Source organism: Rhodothermus marinus, from assembly GCF_009936275.1.
GTDB classification, from domain to species: Bacteria; Bacteroidota; Rhodothermia; order Rhodothermales; family Rhodothermaceae; genus Rhodothermus; species Rhodothermus marinus_A.
Map to the genome: position 1 here is coordinate 317,731 of NZ_AP019797.1, position 19,406 is coordinate 337,136.

Sequence of the window (19,406 nt, forward strand, 5' to 3'; positions counted from 1 at the left end):
CCATGGAGGCCGCTCCGTCCCGGCCGGTTGGTCGCGCCGCCCCGGCGACGGGTTATGTGGCGCTGGTGCGCCGGAACGTGCATTTCCGCCGGTTGTGGCTGGGCAACCTCATCTCGCTGCTGGGCGACTGGTTCAACACGATCGCTCTGTACACGCTGGTTTCGGAACTGACCGGCTCGCCGTTCGCGCTGGGCGGCGTGTTTCTGACAAAGCTGCTTCCCTGGGCGCTGGCTTCGCCGCTGGCCGGGCTGCTGGTGGATCGGTTCGATCGGCGGCGGCTCATGATCGGGGCCGATCTGGTGCGGGCGGTGATCGTGCTGGGCTTCCTGCTGATCGACGAGCCCGGCGAGGTGTACCTGGTCTATGTGCTGACCACGCTGCAGGTGGTCGTGACGGCCGTCTTTCAGCCGGCCAAGAGCGCATCGATCCCGAACATCGTCCGCACCGACGAACTGTTGACGGCCAACGCGCTCATGTCGGCCACCTGGTCGGTGATGCTGGCGCTGGGCGCGGCATCGGGCGGACTGGTGACGGCCTGGCTGGGCACGACGCCGGTGTTCGTGATCGACAGCCTGACCTATCTGGTCTCGGCCTTTTTCATCTACCGGACCGTCATCCCGCAACAGACGGCCCCGGCCGCGGGCGGCCTGCTGCGGACGGCCAGGCGCGAGCTGCTGGACGGCTGGCGCTACCTCACCACGCACCCCGGTGTCGGGCGCATCGCCCTGGCCAAGAGCGCCTGGGCGCTGGCTGGCGGAGGGCTCGTCTACATGCTGGCGCTGATCGGCGAAGCGATCGAGCCGACGGCGCAGGCGGCCGGGATCGGCTGGCTGTTTGCCGCACGGGGGCTGGGCACGGGAATCGGACCGGTGCTGGCCCGGGCGATCTTCCGGGATGCGCGGCGCTGGCCGGCCGTGCTGGGCTGGAGCATCGTGCTCAGCGGCCTCTGCTATGGCGTGGTGGGGTTGCAGGACTGGACCTATGCCGTGGCGCCCGCCGTGCTGCTGGCCCATGCGGCCAGCGGCGCCAACTGGGTGCTGGCAAGCGTGCTGCTCCAGCAGCGCACGGAAGACGCCTTCCGGGGACGCGTGTTTGCCACGGAGTGGCTGGGCGTGCTGTTTTCGGAGAGTTGCTCGATTCTGGCGGCCAGCATGCTGCTGGAGTGGCAGGTGCTCTCGCTGCGAGAAGCCGTGCTGGCATTTGCGCTGGTGCAGGGACTGATCGGGCTGGCCTGGCTGGCCGTGATCGTACCGCGGGAGCGACGGGCTTACTCGGGCGTCTGAAGCGTGGCGCGGCGCACGTTCTGCAGCGCGATCCGCACGTTGCGCTTGAAGCCGTCAAACTTGGCCCGTTTGACGGCGTTTTTGCGGAATTTCTGGCGGAACGCTTCCAGGTCCAGTTCTTCCCAGCGTTCCAGCGGCGTGTCGGGCAGGCCGGGGCGCGGCATGAAGCGCGGTTCGCTCGTGGCGTACTTGAACTTGTTCCAGGGGCAGACGTCCTGACAGATGTCGCATCCGAAGATCCAGTTGCCCATTTTTTCCTGCAGCTCCGGCGGGATGTCGTCGCCCCGGTGCTCGATGGTCAGGTAGGAGATGCAGCGGCGGGCGTCGAGCACGTAGGGTTGCACGAGCGCGCCGGTGGGGCAGGCGTCGATGCAGCGCGTGCAGGTGCCACAGTAGTCCGGGATGGGTCCGTCAGGTGGCAGGGGCACGTCCACGATTAGCTCGCCGATGAAGAAGAACGAGCCCATTCGGCGGTTGATCAGGTTCGTGTTTTTGCCAATCCAGCCCAGGCCGCTGCGGCGGGCCCAGGCCTTGTCCATGACCGGCGCCGAATCCACAAAGGCGCGGCCGTGCACCTCGCCCACCTGCGCTTCGAGCCAGGCGAAGAGCTGGTAGAGCTTTTCCTTCAGCACCTCGTGGTAGTCGTCGCCCCAGGCGTAGCGGCTGATCTTGCCGGTCTCGGGCGAGGGGTCGTGTGCGACGGGCTGGTAGTAGTTGTGCAGTACCGAGATGACCGAGCGGGCGCCCTCGACGAGTCGGGTCGGGTCGATGCGTTTGTCGAAGTGGCGCTCCATCCAGTACATGGTGCCGTGGTAGCCCGCCTTCAGCCAGGCTTCCAGGCGACGGGCTTCTTCGTCGAGCGGCTCGGCCTTCGAGATGCCACAGGCGTCGAAGCCGAGCCGCCGCGCTTCGGCCTTCAGGGCCTGCGCCAGCCGTTGCTGTGCGTGTTCGTCGAAGCCGGGCATAGGGGGAGGCGGTTGGCGTACGCGTAGAAAACAACGGACGCGGTCGCCCGGAGATCCGGCGCCATAAAAAAGCGGGCTTCCCCCGAAGGAGAAGCCCGCTGCTGTTTTCAGCCTGAGGAGGCGATTACATGCCGCCCCGCACCGGGATGGTGTCGGCGCGACGGTACTGCGCCAGCCCTTCCTTCTTGCTCGTCACGCCGGTGACGCGGCCCTTGCCTTCCACCACCAGGCGGCTGGCCGGGATACCGTTGCTCGTGTAGAACTGCTCCACGGCACGGGCACGGTCGGTCGAAAGCTGCTGCGGGTTGCGCTCACCCGGCGCGGCCCAGCCCTCGATGCGCACCGACAGGTTCGGGCAGTCCTGCAGGATCTGCAGGTTCTCCTGCAGGGCCTCGCGGGCGGCGTCGTTCAGCACGCTCGAGTTCCGGTCGAAGAAGACCGGGTTCATCTCCGTCACGTCGGCGCAGTACTCCGCCTCGTAGGGGCGCACGGTGATCGAAAGCGTGCGCGAGTCGGAGCCCGCGTTGTTCGACACGTTCAGCGTGACGGTGTAGGTGCCCGGACGGCTGTAGGTGTGCGTGGGGTTGGCACCCGAGCCGGTGCTGCCGTCCCCGAAGTTCCACTGATACGTGATGGGCTGGTCGCCGCGCACGTTCGCGCTGAAGCGCACGGCCGTGCGCGTATCGGGCTGCATCGGGTTGGCCGTGATCGAGATGATCTCGGCCGGCACGGGCGGGCGGTAAACGACCACCGAGGTCGAACCCGTGCTCGTGGACTTGCCGCCCCGGTTGGAGGCCGTGACGGTCACCGTGTAGGTGCCGGGCTCCGTGTAGGCGTGCGTGACCGGGTTGCCCGCCGCGGAGCTTCCGTCCCCGAAGTCCCAGCTGAATTCGACAGGCGGCTTGGCGTCTTCGTTGATCGTGGCCGTGAAGGTGCCGCTCTGGTTGACCTGCAGGCTGTCGGGGCCTTCGACGCCCAGCACTTCGACCGGAGTCGAACGGCAGCCCGTCAGGCCCAGAATGGTCAGGGCCGTCAGCGCGGTCAGCAGAAGGTAGCGTTGGGGTTTCATCGTGTGCATGGCTGGTTGAAGGTTACTGGTTAACAAGATTCTCTGGATACAATTTACAAAAGCGAAAGCGAAAGCAAGCTTTCCAATGCCGAACAGGAAATCGTTAACAGGATTTTCAGTAGGTACGAAACTGAATTTCCATACTGTCTGGAAGAGCCGTCCCGCTTTGCTCACAACCAGCTATATCATACGCAAAATTTCGCGTAGAGTAAAGCAACCGATTTGTAATTTTTGAAAGGAAGGTACAAAAAAAGCCCACCCGCAGGCAGGCTCAGGAGGGCAAAAGAGCCCCGCTTCAGGCCAGCTGGTTCACGTACTTTTCCAGCTTGCGCTTGTAGTTTGCGGCTTTGTTTTTGTGTATAATGCCCTTAACCACAAGGCGATCGAGCAGGCTTTTAGCCTGATTGAGCAGGGGAAGGGCCTCTTCGCGCGACTGGGCTGCCCGTACTTTTTTGATCAGGGTGCGCATCCAGCTACGGTAGTAGCGGTTACGGGCGCGCCGCTTGGCGTTCTGACGAATGCGCTTGATCGCCGACTTATGGTGTGCCATGGATCTCCTGTAAGGTTCAGTAACGTGACGGTTTGAGAAAAAAATCCTGCCGATGGCGGCTTTCGTAAACCGGAATGCCGGCCGGTTTGTTGCAGGCGTGTTGCAAAAAATCTTAAAACGTAGCCATGTGGCCTTTTTTCAAAAAGTTGTTGGCGCGCTGGGATGAAGAAGTCGTGGTCCTGGTAGTGGAAGACGCCTATGCCGGGGCGCCCGTGCCCTATACGCTGCGGCCGCTTCGTTTGCTGGCACTGATCGGGGGAAGTGCGGTGCTGCTGGCCGCCATGCTGGTGGCGCTGGTGCTGCTGACGCCGCTGCGCGAGCTATTTCCCGGTGTGGCGACTGAGGAAATGCGGCAGCGGGCGCGGCTGAGCAGTATGCGGGTGGCTGCGCTGGAAGATTCGCTGGCGGTCCAGCAGGAGTACATTGCCCGGTTGCGTCAGCTTATCCTGGGAGAAGTGACGCCGGCCGGGGAAGGCGAGGAGCGGCCGGAGTCGCCCGGCGAAACGGGTGTGATGCTACCCGAGGCCGCACCGACATCGGAAAACTGGCAGGAGCACCAGCCGCCTGCCCTGCCGGTACTGGAACTGACGGTTCCGACGACGCCGAAGGTGCAACCGGCCGTGCTCCGGAGCGATCCACTGTTGCAGCTTCAGTTTCCCGTGCTGCCGCCGGTGGCAGGTTTTCTGACTCGAGGCTTCGATGCCCGCAGCGGACACTACGGGGTCGATCTGGCTGTGGAGGAGGGCACCGTGGTACGGTCTATCGGCAGCGGCTATGTGATCTTTGCAGACTGGACGCAGGCGGGCGGATTCGTTATTATCGTACAGCATGCCGACGGCTACGTCTCGGTCTACAAGCACAATCAGCGCCTGCTCAAGCAGGTGGGTGATCGCGTGCGCGACCGCGAGGCGATTGCATTGAGCGGCAATACGGGCGAAATTACCACCGGCCCGCATCTGCACTTTGAACTCTGGCGCCACGGACTGGCGCAGGATCCGTTGAACTATTTTGTCATCCAGTGATCGTTATGGCCTTATTTAAAGGAAACACAAAGGAGGCGACCATGAGCCGCGCATCCGGCACGCCGGCACCCGGCCAGTTGAATCTGGTGGGCGAAGGCACCGTTTTCGAGGGGACGCTGCGCACGCCACACGACATCCGCATCAGTGGGAAGGTGATCGGTACGCTGTACGTGCAGGGGAAGGCGATCATTGCGGCCGAAGGGGTGCTGGAAGGACAGTTGCATGCCCGAAGCGCCGACGTCGCCGGTCAGGTCCAGGGCGATCTGATCATCGAAGAGACGCTCCTGCTCAAAGACTCGGCCCGGGTGGAAGGACGCATCCAGACTGGCCGGCTCGTTGTGGAGGCGGGTGCCATTTTCGACGGCGAATGCCGCATGGGCAAGATCGACCGGGTCATCGAGACGAAGGCGACGCCTTCGGCCGACAAAGAAGCGGCGACGCCCGCGCGGGATGCTGCGCGTGCCCGAAAGGCGGATGTTGAACCAGGCGCCGGGGCATGAAGGCCCGAAAGAAATCCGGCGAGGCGACTTCCTCCATGCAGGAAGCGCTTCGGGCGCTGGGGCCTTACATGGGACTGGGGTTGCAACTGGCCCTGGGGATGGCGTTTTTTGCGGTCGGGGGCTACCTGCTGGACCGCTGGCTGGGCACATTGCCCTGGCTTACGCTGGTCGGCGTCGTGCTGGGGCTGGTGGCCATCGTGGCCAAGCTCTGGCAGGTGAATACGCAACTGCAACGACGGTCGCGCCGGCCGGAGCACGACGCGGCTCATGAAAAATAAAACCCCTATTTATTCAGAATTCATTGCGTTGGGCCCAACCGGTGGGGTCTTTCGTTTTAGTTTTTACGTTCCAGGCGCGCGTCGATCGTTCCGGCGGGTTCATCGTCCGGGCTTTAGCATGGAAGACCTCTGGATCAGCCTGATGGCGGGAGCCGGCCTGGCCGGGGGTTACACGGGGGTGGGCCTCTGGGGCGTCCGACGGGCCTGGCGCTGGCCCATGGCGCGCTTTACGCGCTGGGTGCTCGGCGGCATGCTGGTGCGGATGATCGGCGCGCTTTTGCTGCTGGCCGTGTGCATCAGGGTGTTTAATCTGCACACGACGGCGCTGCTGGGAGGATTTGGGGGGGTGTTTATCCTGGGATTGATTCTGGAAATCTGGAGCTGGCATCGAACGGCTTTGCAACGAACGCATGGGTGATCGTACGCACATTCAGCAGGGGTGGCGTCGGACCGGTCTGTGGCTTGCCGTCGTCGCGTTGTTCGGATTGATACCGCGTCCGCTGCTGGCCGCCGAAGAGGGCGAAGGGAACGAGAACATCAGCGAGGTGCTTATCCATCATACAGCCGATGGTTACTACGTCGCGCTGGAGCCTTTCGTGACGATTGAGTTGCCCCGGATCTTCTTGGTGCGAACGTCTGAGGGCTCCTGGCGACTGGACGCCTTCGGCAGCACGGCCTCGGCGCTGCACTCCGGTCGCTACGTGGCCGACTACGAGGGGCGTCGCTACGAGTCGCCCGCCGAACTGGAAGAGTTGATCGCGGCACATCATCACCTCTATGCCGAACTGCATCCACGCGAGGGCGAGCTGGTGCTGGATCTGTCGATCACCCGCCACTACGTATTCGGCCTGATCGCCGCCCTGCTGGTGCTGGCGCTGTTCATTCCGGTCGCGCAACGCTATCGCAAAGGGATTGGCCGCACCACGGCACCGCGGGGCGTGCTGCAGAATCTGGCCGAGGTGTTCATCGTTTTTGTCCGCGACGAGATTGCCCGGCCCAACATCGGCGAGAAGGCCGACCGCTTTCTGCCCTACCTGCTGACGGCTTTCTTCTTTATCCTGTTCTGCAATCTGCTCGGCCTGGTGCCCAACCTGGGCGCCGCCACTTCGAACCTGGCCGTTACGGGCGTGCTGGCGCTGTTTACGTTCATCATCGGCACGATCTACGCCTCGAAGGATCACTGGAAGCACATTTTCTGGCCGCCCGGCGTGCCTGTTTTCGTCAAGCCGATTCTGATTCCCGTGGAAATCATGGGGCTGTTCACCCGGCACGCGGCGCTGGCCATCCGTCTGTTTGCCAACATGACGGCCGGCACGCTGGTGATCCTGAGCCTGATCGGCCTGATCTTCATGATCAACGCGCTGTTCGGGGCACTGGCGGCCTGGATGAGCACGCTGCCGAGTGTGCTGCTGACGCTGTTTATCTCGGCCATCAAGCTGCTGGTGGCCTTCATTCAGGCGTACGTCTTTACGCTGCTTTCGGCGCTCTTCATCGGCATGTCGGTGGTCGAGCACGACCATGAACATCACGAGCATGAAGAGGAAGCGGGCAACGAGCCGGTCGTGCATGCGGTGCCGACCTCCGATGGGGCGCGTGTGGTCGTCCATGGATAACGACAACCAACTTCTTTTACAACCAGCAACCCTGTAAAACCAACCATACGTAAGGAGCTATGGAACCAACTGCTCTGGCATTCCTTGCCGCCGGTATCGGTGCGGGCATTGTGGCCATCGGTGCAGGCGTGGGTATTGGCCGCCTGGCCGCTTCGGCCATGGAGGGTTCGGCCCGCCAGCCCGAGGCTGCCGGCGACATCCGGACGTCGATGATCATTGCCGCCGCCCTGATCGAAGGTGTGGCGCTGTTCGGTCTGGTGATCTGCTTCCTGCTGGCGATCAAGTAAGACGCGCTCAGGGGGTGCCTGAAGCAGGCTGCCCCCGGAGAGGTAGGCCGAGGCTGCCTCTCCGGGGGTACAAGCGTGTGTGATACAGACCCAAGACCACAGGGCAACAATGAACCTGATACTGGCAGCCAACCTGGTCTCGGTTGAGCCGGGACTGATCTTCTGGAAGAGCCTGACCTTCCTGCTGCTGCTCTTCCTGCTCTACAAGTTTGCCTGGAAGCCGATTCTTCAGGCGCTCAAAGAGCGGGAAGAGAGCATCGATGCCTCACTGCGTCGCGCGGAGCGGGCGCTGGCCGAGGCGCGCCAGATCCAGGCCGAAAACGAGCGGATCCGCCGCGAGGCCGAGCAGGAAGCGCAGCGCATCCTGCGCGAAGCCCGTGAAGAAGCCGAGCGCCTGCGCCAGGAGGAACTCCAGAAAACCCGGGTGCAAATCCAGCAGATGCAGGCGCAGGCCCGGGCCGAGATCGAGCGCGAAAAGCAGGGGGCGCTCGACGAACTGCGAGCCGTGGTGGCCGACCTGGCCATTCAGGCTGCCGAGAAGATCCTTCGGGAAAGCCTGGACGCCGACCGGCAGCGGCGGCTGGTGGAGCGGTTCCTGGAGTCGCTTCCGGCAAGCAAAAACTGAAGCGTGATGCAGGGAATCAGCCATCCGGTAGCCCGACGCTACGCCCGGGCGCTGTTCGAAGAAGCACGGGCGCGGGGTCAGGCCGAGGTGATCGACGCCGACGTGGCCGCGCTGCACGAAGCCTTCGCGGCCTCGCGGGAACTGGCCCGCGTGTTCGAAAGCCCCGTGATCCCGCGGGAAAAGAAGAAAAAAATCATCGAGACGCTTTTTACCGGGCGGCTGCAGCCGCTGACCATCCGCTTTCTGGAACTGCTGGTAGAAAAGGAGCGGGAAAACCTGCTACCGGCGATCGTGGCGGCCTACCGGGCGTTGCAGGACGAAGCGCAGGGGATCGTCGAGGCGCACGTCCGCACGGCCTTCCCGCTGGATGAGGCGGGCGCCCGGCCGCTCGTGGAAAAGCTGGAGCGGCTGACGGGGAAAAAGATCCGCCTGCAACTCAAGCAGGATCCTTCGCTCATCGGGGGCGTGGTGGTCCGGGTGGGCGATACGGTCTACGACGGCAGCGTGCGCCAGCAACTGGCGGCGCTGCGTGAGCGCCTGCGGCGCAGGGCAACGTTTGTAAACGGCAGCAACGAATCGAAATAGAACCATGGCAACGATTCGACCGGACGAAATTACCGAGGTGCTCCGACGGGAGCTGGGCGGCTTCGAGGCTGAAGCCGACGTGTACGAGGTGGGCACCGTTCTGCAGGTGGGCGACGGGATCGCCCGCATCTACGGGCTGCGCGGCGTGGGAGCCGGCGAGCTGATCGAGTTTCCGCGCAGCGGCGTGACGGGCATGGCGCTCAACCTCGAAGAGGACAACGTGGGCGTCGTGCTCTTCGGCGAAGTCGACAAGGTCAAAGAAGGCGACGAAGCACGCCGGACGCGCCGCGTGGCTTCGATCCTGGTTTCCGAAGAGATGCTGGGCCGCGTGATCGACCCGCTGGGCAATCCGCTCGACGGCAAAGGTCCCATCGGCGGCGAAAAGTACGAGATGCCGCTCGAGCGCAAGGCCCCGGGCGTAATCTACCGCGAGCCGGTGCGTGAGCCGCTGCAGACGGGTATCAAGGCCATCGACGCGATGATTCCGATCGGCCGCGGCCAGCGCGAGCTCATCATCGGCGACCGCCAGACCGGGAAGACGGCGGTGCTCGTCGATACGATCATCAACCAGAAGTACACGCACCAGACCGACAAGCCGGTCTACTGCATCTACGTGGCCGTCGGGCAGAAGGCCTCGACGGTGGCCCAGGTGGTGCGGGCGCTCGAAGAGCACGGCGCCATGGAGTACACGGTGGTGGTGAACGCACCGGCATCGGCGCCGGCCCCGATGCAGTTCATTGCGCCGTTTGCGGGCGCCTGCATCGGTGAATTCTTCCGCGACACGGGCCGCCACGCGCTCGTCGTCTACGACGACCTCTCGAAGCAGGCGGTGGCCTACCGCGAAGTGTCGCTGCTGCTGCGCCGTCCGCCGGGACGCGAGGCCTATCCGGGCGACATCTTCTACCTGCACAGCCGTCTGCTGGAGCGTGCCGCCAAGATCATCAGCGACGACGCGGTGGCCCGCCAGATGAACAACCTGCCGCCTTCGATCAAACACCTGGTCAAAGGCGGCGGCTCGCTGACGGCGCTGCCGGTCATCGAAACGCAGGCGGGCGACGTGTCGGCCTACATCCCGACGAACGTGATCTCGATCACGGACGGCCAGATTTACCTGGAGTCCAACCTGTTCAACGCGGGCATCCGGCCGGCCATCAACGTGGGTATCTCGGTGAGCCGTGTGGGTGGTAGCGCCCAGATCAAGGCCATGAAGAAGGTAGCCGGTACGCTCCGCATCGAACTGGCCCAGTACCGCGAGCTGGAGGCCTTCGCGAAGTTCGGTTCGGACCTGGACCCGGCCACGCAGCGGCAGCTCCGGCGCGGCGAGCGGCTTGTCGAGGTGCTCAAGCAGGGCCAGTACCAGCCGATGCCCGTCGAAGAGCAGATCGCGATCATCTACGTGGCCACGCAGGGCCTGCTCGACCGCCTGCCCGTCGAGAAGGTGCGGCCCTTCGAGCGGGAATTCCTGGAGCGGTTGCGCCTGCGCCACGCCGACAAGCTGAAGGCGCTGGCCGAGACGGGTGACCTGACCGACGAGCTGACCGAAATCTTCCGCAAAGAGGCCGAAGCGCTCATCGAAGTCTACCTGAGCGGCGAAACCCAACCGGTCTGAGCTGAGCGCACGCCATGGCAAGCCTTCGGGACATCCGCAACCGGATCAATTCGGTCAAGAGCACGCAGCAGGTCACGCGCGCCATGAAAATGGTGGCGGCGGCCAAGCTGCGCCGGGCGCAGGAGCGCATCTTCCAGACGCGTCCCTATGCCTTCCAGCTGGCCGAGGTGATCAGCCACCTGCAGGGGCACGTTGATCCGAGCACGCACCCGCTCTTTCAGCCCCGCGCCGAACGGCAGGCGGCGCTGCTTGTGGTGGTCACGGCCGATCGCGGACTGGCCGGTGCCTTCAACGCGAACATCATCAAGCTGACCGAGCAGACGATCGCCCGCGACTACGCCGAACTGGAGCAGGCCGGCCGTCTGTACCTCTACTGCGTGGGGCGGAAAGGCTACGACTACTTCCGCCGGCGGAACTACCAGATCGTGGCGAACCGGCAGGGCTTCTTCGATCGGCTCACTTTCGACATCGCCCGTGAAATCTCTGAGGACATTGTGAGCGGCTACCTGGAAGGGCGGTGGGACGAGGTGCGCATCGTGTACAACGAGTTTCGTAACACGATCGCGCAGAACCGAATCGTGGAGCCGTTCCTGCCGATTCCGCCGGAGCGTTTCCTGACGCCTATCATGGAGCGTGAGCTGGGGCGGCGGCCACAGCTCCGGCCCGGCTACCGGGTGGATTACATCTTCGAGCCGAGCTCGCAGGCCATCCTGGACGCGCTCGTGCCCCGCTACCTGAACTATCAGATCTGGCGCATCCTGCTGGAGTCGTACGCCGCCGAGCAGGGCGCGCGCATGGTGGCCATGGACAATGCCACCACGAACGCCGAAGAGTTGCTCCATCAGCTCCGGCTCAAGTACAACCGGGCGCGCCAGGACGCCATCACGAAAGAAATCCTGGAGATCACCAGCGGTGCTGAAGCGCTGGCAAAAGGTGGCGGTTGACGTTGCGAAACGTGGCCGGGAACGTTATTTTTCGAACATCGTACAGCACGCGGCTCCAATACGGAGAGGTGGGTGAGCGGTCGAAACCAGCGGTTTGCTAAACCGCCGTACCGCCAAAAGCGGTACCGAGGGTTCGAATCCCTCCCTCTCCGCAACTCGCTGAAAAGGCAGGCCCTGTCGAAAAGCGACAGGGCCTGTTTGTTTTCGGACTGGCATCGGGCGGGCGCTTCGCTTAACTTTGGGCCAGACGCAAACCGGTGCCACCGCCATGGCTTTTCTGGCCGATCTGCACGTACACTCGAAGTACTCCCGCGCCACCAGCCGCGATCTGGATCTGGAGCACCTGGCGCTCTGGGCCTACCGCAAGGGCATCGCCGTCGTGGCCACGGGCGACTTCACGCACCCGGCCTGGATGGCCGAAATCCGCGAAAAGCTCGTGCCGGCCGAGCCGGGCCTGTTCCGGTTGCGCGACGAGCTGGACCGCGAGGCGCGTCGCCTGGCCGGCGTGCCCGCCACGACGCCCGTGCGCTTCATGCTGGAAGTGGAAATCTCCACAATCTACAAGAAAGGCGATCGCGTCCGGAAAGTCCACCACCTCATCTATGCGCCGGATCTGGAAAAGGCCGAACGAATCCGTGAGGCACTCGGGCGCATCGGCAACCTGAGCGCGGACGGCCGGCCCATCCTCGGGCTGGACTCCCGCGATCTGCTCGAAATCACGCTCGAAGCGGGCGAGGGCTGCTACCTGGTGCCCGCGCACATCTGGACGCCCTGGTTTTCGGTGCTGGGCTCGAAGTCAGGTTTCGATTCCATCGAGGAATGCTATGGCGATCTGGCCGAGCACATCTTTGCCGTGGAGACCGGCCTGTCGTCCGATCCGCCCATGAACTGGCGGCTTTCGGCGCTGGATCGCTACACGCTGGTGTCGAACTCCGACGCCCACTCGCCGGCCAGACTGGGCCGTGAGGCCTGCCTGTTCGACACCGAGCTGGACTATTTCGCCATCAAGCGGGCGCTGGAAACGGGACAGGGCTACGGCGGCACCGTCGAGTTCTTTCCGGAAGAAGGCAAATACCACCTGGACGGCCACCGCGCCTGTGGCGTGCGGCTGGAGCCGTCCGAAACGCGGGCGCTGGGCGGCCACTGTCCGGTCTGTGGCCGCCCGCTCACCGTGGGCGTACTGCACCGCGTCGAGGAGCTGGCCGACCGCCCCGAGGGGACACCGCCGACGCGACCCATGCACTTCGAGAGCCTGATTCCGCTTGAAGAGGTGCTGGCCGAGATCGAAAACAAGAGCGCCCGAACGAAGGCCGTCCAGCAGCGCTACGAACGGCTGCTTCGGACGTTCGGTCCGGAGCTGACGATCCTCCGGGAGGTGCCGCTGGAAGAACTGCAACAGCGCGCGGGATCGCTGCTGGCCGAGGCGATCCGACGCATGCGGGCCGGCGAGGTCATCCGCGAGGCGGGCTACGATGGGACCTACGGCGTCATCCGGCTGTTCACCGACGCCGAGCGCAAGCAGGGCAACGCCGTAGGGCTGCTGTTCGAGCTGCCTGAACCGACACCTCCCCGTAAGAAACGTCCGGCCACTTCCGAGCCCCCGCTGCCGCGTCCTTCCCGGGTGGCCGAGCCGACTCCGCCGCCGCTTCACACACCGCCGCGCAACGGAAGCGGTGGGCTGCTGGTCGGACTCGACCCGGAGCAGCAGGCGGCTGCCACGTACACCGACGGGCCGGTGCTTGTGGTGGCGGGGCCGGGCACGGGCAAGACGCGCACGCTCACCTACCGGCTGGCCTATCTGATCAAAGAGCGCGGCGTCGATTCGGCGCATTGCCTGGCCGTCACGTTCACGCGCCGGGCCGCTGACGAAATGCGCACGCGCCTGCAGGCGCTGCTGGGCGAAGCGGCCGCCGACGTTACGGTGACCACCTTCCACGGCCTCGGGCTTGAATTGCTGCAGACCTGCGGCGACCGGCTGGGGCTGCCGCAGCCGCTCCGGGTGGCGACCGAAGCCGAGCAGCGGGCCGTGCTCGAAGCGCAGGGCCTTTCGCCCACGCAGGCGCAGCGCCTGCTGCCCCGCATTTCCTACCGAAAACGGACGGGCCAGCCGGGCGACGAGCGTCTGGAAGCCACGCTGCAGGCCTACGACCGCGCCCTTCGTGAAAGCGGCCGCGTGGACTACGACGACCTGATCGGCCTGAGCGTGCGCCTGCTGAAAAGCCATCCCGACGTGGCGGACGCCTGTCGCGAACGCTTCCGCTGGATCGCTGTCGATGAGTTTCAGGATGTGGACGCCAATCAATACCGGCTACTTCGGCTGCTGGCGCCGGAGGCCGACGCCCGGCTGTTCGTCATCGGCGACCCGGACCAGGCGATCTACGGCTTCCGCGGCGGCGACGTGCGCTGCTTCCTCCGGTTTGCCGACGACTACCCGGCAACCCGGCGCGTGATCCTTCGTCAGAACTATCGTTCGACGCAGGCCATTCTGGAAGCGGCCGCTCGGATGATGGCGCGTGCTTCGCTGGTGCCCGATCGGGAACTGGCGGCCGTGCGTCCGGGGGGCGTGCCCGTCGAAGTCGTGGCCTGTCCGAGCGAGCGCTCTGAGGCCATTTTTGTGGCGGAAACGATCGAAAAGCTCATCGGCGGCACGTCGTACTATGCGCTCGACAGCGGCCGGGCCGACGGGGAGGAGCACAGCTACACGTTCGGCGACGTGGCCGTGCTCTACCGCACCGAAGCGCAGGCGGCCGAGCTTCAGGAAGTGCTCGCGCAGGCCGGCATCCCCTATCAGAAGCGCAGCCACCGGCTGCTGGCCGAGCTGCCGGAGGTTGAGGCGCTGCTGGCTTATCTGCAGGAAAACCCCGAAGGCCCGCTGACCGAGCGCCTGGAGCGCTGGGCGGCAACAAGTACTCCGGAGCGCGAGGCGCTGCTCGGTGTGCTTCGTACGCTGGCCACGCAGTGCGGCGACGATCTGGAAGCCTTCCGGAACGAACTGACACTTCGCAGCGAGGCAGACCTGTGGGACGCGCGGGCCGAGGGCGTTTCGCTGCTGACGCTGCACGCGGCCAAGGGGCTGGAATTCCGCGTCGTGTTTATTGTGGGCTGTGAAGAGGGACTGCTGCCGCTGACCTACGACGGCCGCCTTGATCCGGAGCAGGAGGCCGAGGAGCGTCGGCTGTTGTTCGTGGGTATGACGCGGGCGCAGGAGCGACTTTTCCTGACGCATACGCAGCGACGGCGCTGGATGGGCCGTGTGCGCACGCCCGAGCCGTCGCGCTTTCTGGCCGATCTGCCCGCACGGTTCGTCCGCCGCAGGACCCACACCGTGCGGCGCGTTCCCACCGGCGGCCGTCAGCTGGAACTGTTCTGACCTGCAGGGATAATCACCGCACCCGCAGCAGGGGCTGTGTGCGCGCCTCAACCCGGCCGTCCGGCCACACTACCTCCGCCCGCACCATGTACCACCCACTCCGCCAGTGCCGTCCATCCAGCACCACCCGGTGCCAGCCCGCCGACTGCCACCCCTCCAGCAACACCCCCACCTCGCGCCCCAGCACGTCGTAGACCACCACCCGCACCCGCGCCGCCTCCGGCAATCCCAGCACCAGCGTGCCCCGATCCCGAACCGGATGCGGATAGACCGACAGCGTCAGCGCCTCCGGCTTTGCCGCCACTTCCGCCGCCGTCACTTCCGGCGCCGCCTCCAGCCGCTTCGCCGTTGCCTCCTCCGCGGCCGCCTTCGCACCCAGCGCCTCGGTCAGCACCGACCACGTCGCCCGCTCCGCCTCCGAAGCCTCCGCCTGCAGCGCCGCCAGCTCCGCCTGCGCTTCCGCCAGCCGACCCGCCTGCTCCAGCAACACCAGCCGCGCCCACCGCAGCTCCTGCCGATGGGCCGGCTCGCGAATCCACCGATCGTAGAACTTCAGCCGGGCCGCCGCCTCCGCATACTGTCCCGCCGCCAGCAACGCCCGCAGCTCCAGCAGCAGCGCCACCTCGCCGGCCCGTCGCCCCGTCGCCGACAGCCGCTCGCCCGCCAGCAGGCGACCGGCCAGCCACGTCCGCACCTGACGGTTGGCCGCCCGTTCGCCCAGCCGGTCCCACCGGTCCGCCTGTTCCAGCGCGTACAACTCGCGCAGCCACCGGTCCGCCTCCGGCGCTTCCGGCGCCGCCAACAGCCGCGCCCGCAACGCCCGCATCTGCGCCCGAAGTGCCTGCGCCGCGTCCTCTTCGGCTACCGCTGCCGAGACACTCATGCCCGGCGAAGCCGCCACCGAGGCGTTCAACCCCGCCGTCGCCACCTCGGGTGGCGCGTCCGAAGCCACCCGCGCCGGCACACCCCCTTCGTAGGCCCCCGAACTCCCCGTCGGATCGTAACTCAGCGGGTAGGCCCGATCCACCGTCCCGTAGAACTTATCCGCCCCGGCGCCTGCCCAGTAGTTGCAGCGCGCCACCACGTTCGTGCTCGTCCCGTTGTAGATGAGCCGCTCGTCGCCGGCCTGCGGCCCGTCGTCAAAAATGGCATTGTAATCCCCCAGGTGGAAGGAGCCCATGGGACCGCTCGAACAATAACCCAGCCAGGCCCCGTCGGCACTGGAGGCCAGATACACCTCGTGGTGCGCATTGCGCGCCACCCGGTTGACGGCCGGTACAAAGGAGCTCGTGTAGTAAAACTGCACGTAGCTGTTGTAGTGCACCTCGATTCCGCTCCGATAGGACGCACCGGTGCCGTTTTGTTCGATCACACTACTTCCTACGGTCCCGTAGCCGTCGTAGAGCCACAGACCGGCCTGGCCGTTGCCGCGCACCGTCACCTGCTGCAGCGTCACGTCGGCGTGGTAGGCCACCACCCCGACGGTCTGGTTGTTTTCCACGATGCTCTGTTCCAGCCGGAAGCTGCTCCGCCCCTGGTTAGCGGGATACTGGTAGAAATTCGAGCTGAGGCCCCGCCAGCCGTTGCGAAAGCGACAGAAGCGGAACATGTTCTCGCGGCTGAGAATCTCGACCGTCTTGGTGCCACCGTCGAAGACCACGTATTCGAAGCGGTTGCTGTCGGCCCGCAGCGTGAGTTCTTTCCAGGGCTGGGAGGGGTCGAGCCGTTCGAACCGCACCGGATGCGTCGCCGTGCCCACCACCTCGACCGGCCGCTCGACTACAAGTTGCGCATTGGATCCCAAACGAAATGTCGTTCCGGCAGGTATCGGAGGCGGTGCTCCTGTACCCTGTAGCACCAGTGCTCCCTGAAGCGACCAGACGCCGGTGGTATTCCGGGCTACCGTCTGACCGTCGAAGCCATAATTCGTGGTCAGGCGTCGCGTCTGAGAAGCCGCGGGAAAGTCACCCCAGATCGTAAACTGAAAACCATTGCCTGAACGCGTGATGTCGGTCAGGGCAAGGCGTCCGTCCAGGGTGCTGTTGCGATGAAAATCCCGCAGGTACCGGGAAAACGGCGTATAGGCATCACCGGGACCAAACGCCACGCTGGCTATGGGAGAACGACTTCCCCATCGAAACGATTTGTCGACACGTCGGTGATCAAAAGCCAGGCCTGTATTTTCCATACTGGAAAAGCGAGGATTTCCATTAAAGTCATAGCCACAGCCACTCCCGGACGGAGAGGGTGCTTTTTCTATGTAGAGCCCTTCCGGCAAATAGGTGTCTTCCCAGTCGCCGTCGGCATTGAACCCGTCTGGGGGACGGTCCCAGTAATTGGACCAGGTCCGTGCTTCCACCACCACGTCGCCGCATTGAGGACTGCCATCGTAGAGGTAGAGCACCTGGTTCGAGAGCGTCCCGTCGATCAGTTCGTAGCTGAGACGGCCTCCGTGCTGGTTCCGAATGTCTTCCAGATTGATCATCACAGCCTCCACCCAGCCCAGCTTGAGCCGATCGCCCGGCCCCATGACCGAGTAGCTCCCGCCCATCACGCTGAAAGCCGATTGATAGGCAGAAGACTGTCCATCAATGGTGTGATAAAGACCAAAATGGCGATGGCCGAGCTCGTGGACGGTGATGGCAATGGCTCCTTTATGCGTGTGGGCCGCCCCAATAATGCCTGAACCCGCCGTGGTATTGTCGATCACCTGCAGGTCGTGTATCCAGAGTCCCTGACCGTTGTTCACCCGAGCAAAACCGTCGCCTGAAGAAGACGTGGATCCCAGGCTTGTAATTGACGATTTGTCTCTTTCCTCGGGTCTGGAGCTAAAATCAAACTTAGAAAAGCGCCAGAGGATCACGATCATATCGAACTTTCCGTCCGGGGTCAGGTTGTCCCCCTGGCCGTTCGTATAGCGATCCCAGAGTGAAGAGTTCGCCAGAGGAATCCCGTGTGGATGATCCCGCACGTACGTGATGATCTCGTAGGAGGCAGCGGCGGCTCCGTTTACGAAAAACCGGGCCTGGCTGTCGATCGAATCAGCTTTGTAATGGTCTTGCCCGTACTCGGTTACATAGACCCGCGGCCAGACGTAACCGCGCACGTCAAGCTGCCCACCCGACATGCGATGGTAGAAATCCGTCAGGCTTCCCGGGGTAATGCTTGTGACGCCAGGGGGATCGATCAGGCGTGTGCCCTTTGCCCATTCCGGCAGCTCGTGTTCGTGCGCATTGTACACCTGGCGGTCCCTGGAAGGATCGCCCGTAGCAACGGGCCATTCCGTAGCCGGATCGTCCGTCCAGGACTGAAAGCCCCCCACTTCGAAGCTGTCACCATTACGGTTGGCGCAGAACGCCTGGTAATTGCGTTCCTCAAAGATGGGGTAACCGGTCGCATCGTAGCCGGTAATTTCGGCGCAATGCTCGTAGTTGTCGTCGCGAAACCTGGCCAGAATGAACAGCACGTTTACCTGTCCGGTCACTGGAAAATGCCTGGCAGCAGTATAGGAAGGCTGGGTGCCGGTCAGCTGTACGCCCTGTGTAACCGCCTCGCCACTTCCGGAGGCGCAGCTCAACTCCGGCAAGCCCGACTGGGCAAGCGTTTCGGTAATGCCGAGCGAACAGACAAGAAGTACAAGGAAGACAAGTCGTTTGCCTGCATGCATGGCTGGAAGCGTTTTGGTGGTTGCGGAAAAAGCGGCTATCGCATGCTTATCAGGGTTCGAAAGGCCAGCAAGCGTCCGTCGCGGAAGATGCCCACCAGGTACACGCCCGAAGCCCCGGCCCGCCAGGACCATTCCCGCCGGGCGCCCGGCACCATCTGGTAGCGCCAGCGCGCCTGCTCCCGCCCCAGCACGTCCCAGATCACCACCTCGTACAGACCCGCCCGCCGGGCCGACAGCGCAAGGTGCACACGCTCCCGAAACGGTTGCGGATATGCCTGCAGCTCAAGCCCCTCCGCTTCCACAGGCTCTACCGCCGAAGGACTCAGGCTATCCCAGCTCACCGCCAACCACACCGTGTCCGGAAAAGGCACCTGCTGATAAAATGCGAAAACGTCCGGAATATCGATCGCGTCGGCCTGTACGTTGCCCGCACCAGACCGCTTACACATCGGGCACATGTCCACGCCTCGAATCAAAAACCAGAGCGTGTCCTGCACTTCCAGCTCCAGGGTGATGGAATGAAAAGCAACGCAGCCTGGTACAGGCTGGGATATTCCGTTTTCATCCTCGTAGGTACATTTTGCAAAGCAATCGTCTGGACCGTAGAGAAACCCCTCTATCTTGTAGTCGGGAGCTTTGAAAAGCGTTACCCAGTAATTTCCCCAGCCATAGTAGATGTACCAGATTCCCTCGGGGTCATCGCACAGCATGCCGAGGCTGTCGATACGGACGGGTTCGGTCCCGCGGTTGATCAGAGCGGCCCGGCCCTTGTAGCAGGCTTCTTCCTCGCCAATCCACATGCAGCCTGCCTCGTCGTGGAGAAGGAGTGTATCGGGCACCACCTGGAGCAGCGACTGGGCGTGGGAGGAAGGCGGGCCGAGGGCCAGGGCGCCCAGCAAACCGATCGCGCACAGCCACCGACTTGGCATGGCCCGAGATCCGCAGGCTCTGCCTCTAATCATGCGGCCGGACATGGCTTCTGAAAGTTGACGGTCTGCAGTTCGACCTGCCGCCTGAAAAGCACTGGCTCCGACAGGCC

Annotated in this window: 17 protein-coding genes and 1 tRNA gene; 13 read left to right on the top strand and 5 right to left on the bottom strand. The window is 64.3% G+C overall.

All coding sequences use genetic code 11. The features are described 5' to 3' along the window. Window positions 1–2 precede the first annotated feature (2 nt). Window positions 3–1,283: an MFS transporter gene (locus GYH26_RS01490; protein WP_014065999.1), complete on the top strand. Its 1,281-nt coding sequence runs from the start codon at window positions 3–5 to the stop codon at window positions 1,281–1,283. Here the strand turns inward: GYH26_RS01490 and queG are convergent. The 3 genes from queG to rpsT all read right to left on the bottom strand — a co-directional run bounded on the left by queG (window position 1,268) and on the right by rpsT (window position 3,867). After that, window positions 1,268–2,248 (bottom strand): tRNA epoxyqueuosine(34) reductase QueG, encoded by a 981-nt coding sequence (queG, locus tag GYH26_RS01495; RefSeq protein WP_161540200.1) that lies wholly within the window; start codon window positions 2,246–2,248, stop codon window positions 1,268–1,270. The two genes, GYH26_RS01490 and queG, sit on opposite strands and share 16 nt — an antisense overlap. 124 nt (window positions 2,249–2,372) lie before the next feature. After that, the gene (locus GYH26_RS01500) at window positions 2,373–3,326 is read right to left on the bottom strand and encodes a PKD domain-containing protein (protein ID WP_161540201.1); all 954 of its coding nucleotides are present in this window, start codon (window positions 3,324–3,326) and stop codon (window positions 2,373–2,375) included. A gap of 286 nt (window positions 3,327–3,612) precedes the next feature. After that, window positions 3,613–3,867 carry a 30S ribosomal protein S20 gene (gene rpsT / locus GYH26_RS01505; RefSeq protein ID WP_012842823.1) on the bottom strand — a complete coding sequence of 85 codons (255 nt, stop codon included), beginning with the start codon at window positions 3,865–3,867 and terminating at the stop codon, window positions 3,613–3,615. 125 nt (window positions 3,868–3,992) lie between these two features. Here rpsT and GYH26_RS01510 point away from each other — a divergent pair, with 125 nt between their 5' ends. The 12 genes from GYH26_RS01510 to GYH26_RS01565 all read left to right on the top strand — a co-directional run bounded on the left by GYH26_RS01510 (window position 3,993) and on the right by GYH26_RS01565 (window position 14,700). Continuing rightward, on the top strand, window positions 3,993–4,889 hold the full coding sequence (locus tag GYH26_RS01510; RefSeq protein WP_161540202.1) for a M23 family metallopeptidase: 897 nt from the start codon (window positions 3,993–3,995) through the stop codon (window positions 4,887–4,889). A 41-nt stretch (window positions 4,890–4,930) separates the two neighbouring features. Then, window positions 4,931–5,389, top strand: a complete 459-nt coding sequence (locus tag GYH26_RS01515) for a bactofilin family protein (protein ID WP_012842825.1) — start codon at window positions 4,931–4,933, stop codon at window positions 5,387–5,389. Continuing rightward, window positions 5,386–5,667 carry an AtpZ/AtpI family protein gene (locus GYH26_RS01520; protein ID WP_161540203.1) on the top strand — a complete coding sequence of 94 codons (282 nt, stop codon included), beginning with the start codon at window positions 5,386–5,388 and terminating at the stop codon, window positions 5,665–5,667. Before GYH26_RS01515 ends, GYH26_RS01520 begins: the two co-directional genes overlap by 4 nt. Window positions 5,668–5,785: 118 nt before the next feature. Beyond that, window positions 5,786–6,085, top strand: coding sequence for a hypothetical protein (locus GYH26_RS01525; RefSeq protein ID WP_014066006.1), 300 nt, complete (start codon window positions 5,786–5,788; stop codon window positions 6,083–6,085). After that, complete coding sequence (atpB, locus tag GYH26_RS01530) at window positions 6,078–7,280, top strand: F0F1 ATP synthase subunit A (protein WP_161540204.1); 1,203 nt, start codon at window positions 6,078–6,080, stop codon at window positions 7,278–7,280. The genes GYH26_RS01525 and atpB overlap by 8 nt, the downstream gene beginning before the upstream one ends. A gap of 59 nt (window positions 7,281–7,339) precedes the next feature. Then, window positions 7,340–7,567, top strand: coding sequence for an ATP synthase F0 subunit C (gene atpE, locus GYH26_RS01535; protein WP_161540205.1), 228 nt, complete (start codon window positions 7,340–7,342; stop codon window positions 7,565–7,567). 109 nt (window positions 7,568–7,676) lie between these two features. Further along, window positions 7,677–8,192 carry a F0F1 ATP synthase subunit B gene (gene atpF, locus GYH26_RS01540; RefSeq protein WP_161540206.1) on the top strand — a complete coding sequence of 172 codons (516 nt, stop codon included), beginning with the start codon at window positions 7,677–7,679 and terminating at the stop codon, window positions 8,190–8,192. A gap of 6 nt (window positions 8,193–8,198) precedes the next feature. Continuing rightward, window positions 8,199–8,777 carry an ATP synthase F1 subunit delta gene (gene atpH / locus GYH26_RS01545; RefSeq protein WP_161540207.1) on the top strand — a complete coding sequence of 193 codons (579 nt, stop codon included), beginning with the start codon at window positions 8,199–8,201 and terminating at the stop codon, window positions 8,775–8,777. 4 nt (window positions 8,778–8,781) lie between these two features. Next, window positions 8,782–10,386 (top strand): F0F1 ATP synthase subunit alpha, encoded by a 1,605-nt coding sequence (gene atpA / locus GYH26_RS01550; protein ID WP_161540208.1) that lies wholly within the window; start codon window positions 8,782–8,784, stop codon window positions 10,384–10,386. Between the two features lie 14 nt (window positions 10,387–10,400). Then, the gene (gene atpG / locus GYH26_RS01555; protein ID WP_161540209.1) at window positions 10,401–11,330 is read left to right on the top strand and encodes an ATP synthase F1 subunit gamma; all 930 of its coding nucleotides are present in this window, start codon (window positions 10,401–10,403) and stop codon (window positions 11,328–11,330) included. 62 nt (window positions 11,331–11,392) lie between these two features. Further along, window positions 11,393–11,482, top strand: a tRNA-Ser gene (locus GYH26_RS01560). A gap of 116 nt (window positions 11,483–11,598) precedes the next feature. After that, window positions 11,599–14,700, top strand: coding sequence for a UvrD-helicase domain-containing protein (locus GYH26_RS01565; protein WP_161540210.1), 3,102 nt, complete (start codon window positions 11,599–11,601; stop codon window positions 14,698–14,700). Window positions 14,701–14,713: 13 nt separating this feature from the next. On the opposite strand, the gene GYH26_RS01570 is transcribed toward GYH26_RS01565, so the two are convergent. Further along, window positions 14,714–18,367, bottom strand: a complete 3,654-nt coding sequence (locus GYH26_RS01570) for a hypothetical protein (protein ID WP_161540211.1) — start codon at window positions 18,365–18,367, stop codon at window positions 14,714–14,716. A gap of 35 nt (window positions 18,368–18,402) precedes the next feature. Continuing rightward, on the bottom strand, window positions 18,403–19,296 hold the full coding sequence (locus GYH26_RS15330) for a hypothetical protein (RefSeq protein WP_161540212.1): 894 nt from the start codon (window positions 19,294–19,296) through the stop codon (window positions 18,403–18,405). Between the last annotated feature and the right edge of the window lie 110 nt (window positions 19,297–19,406).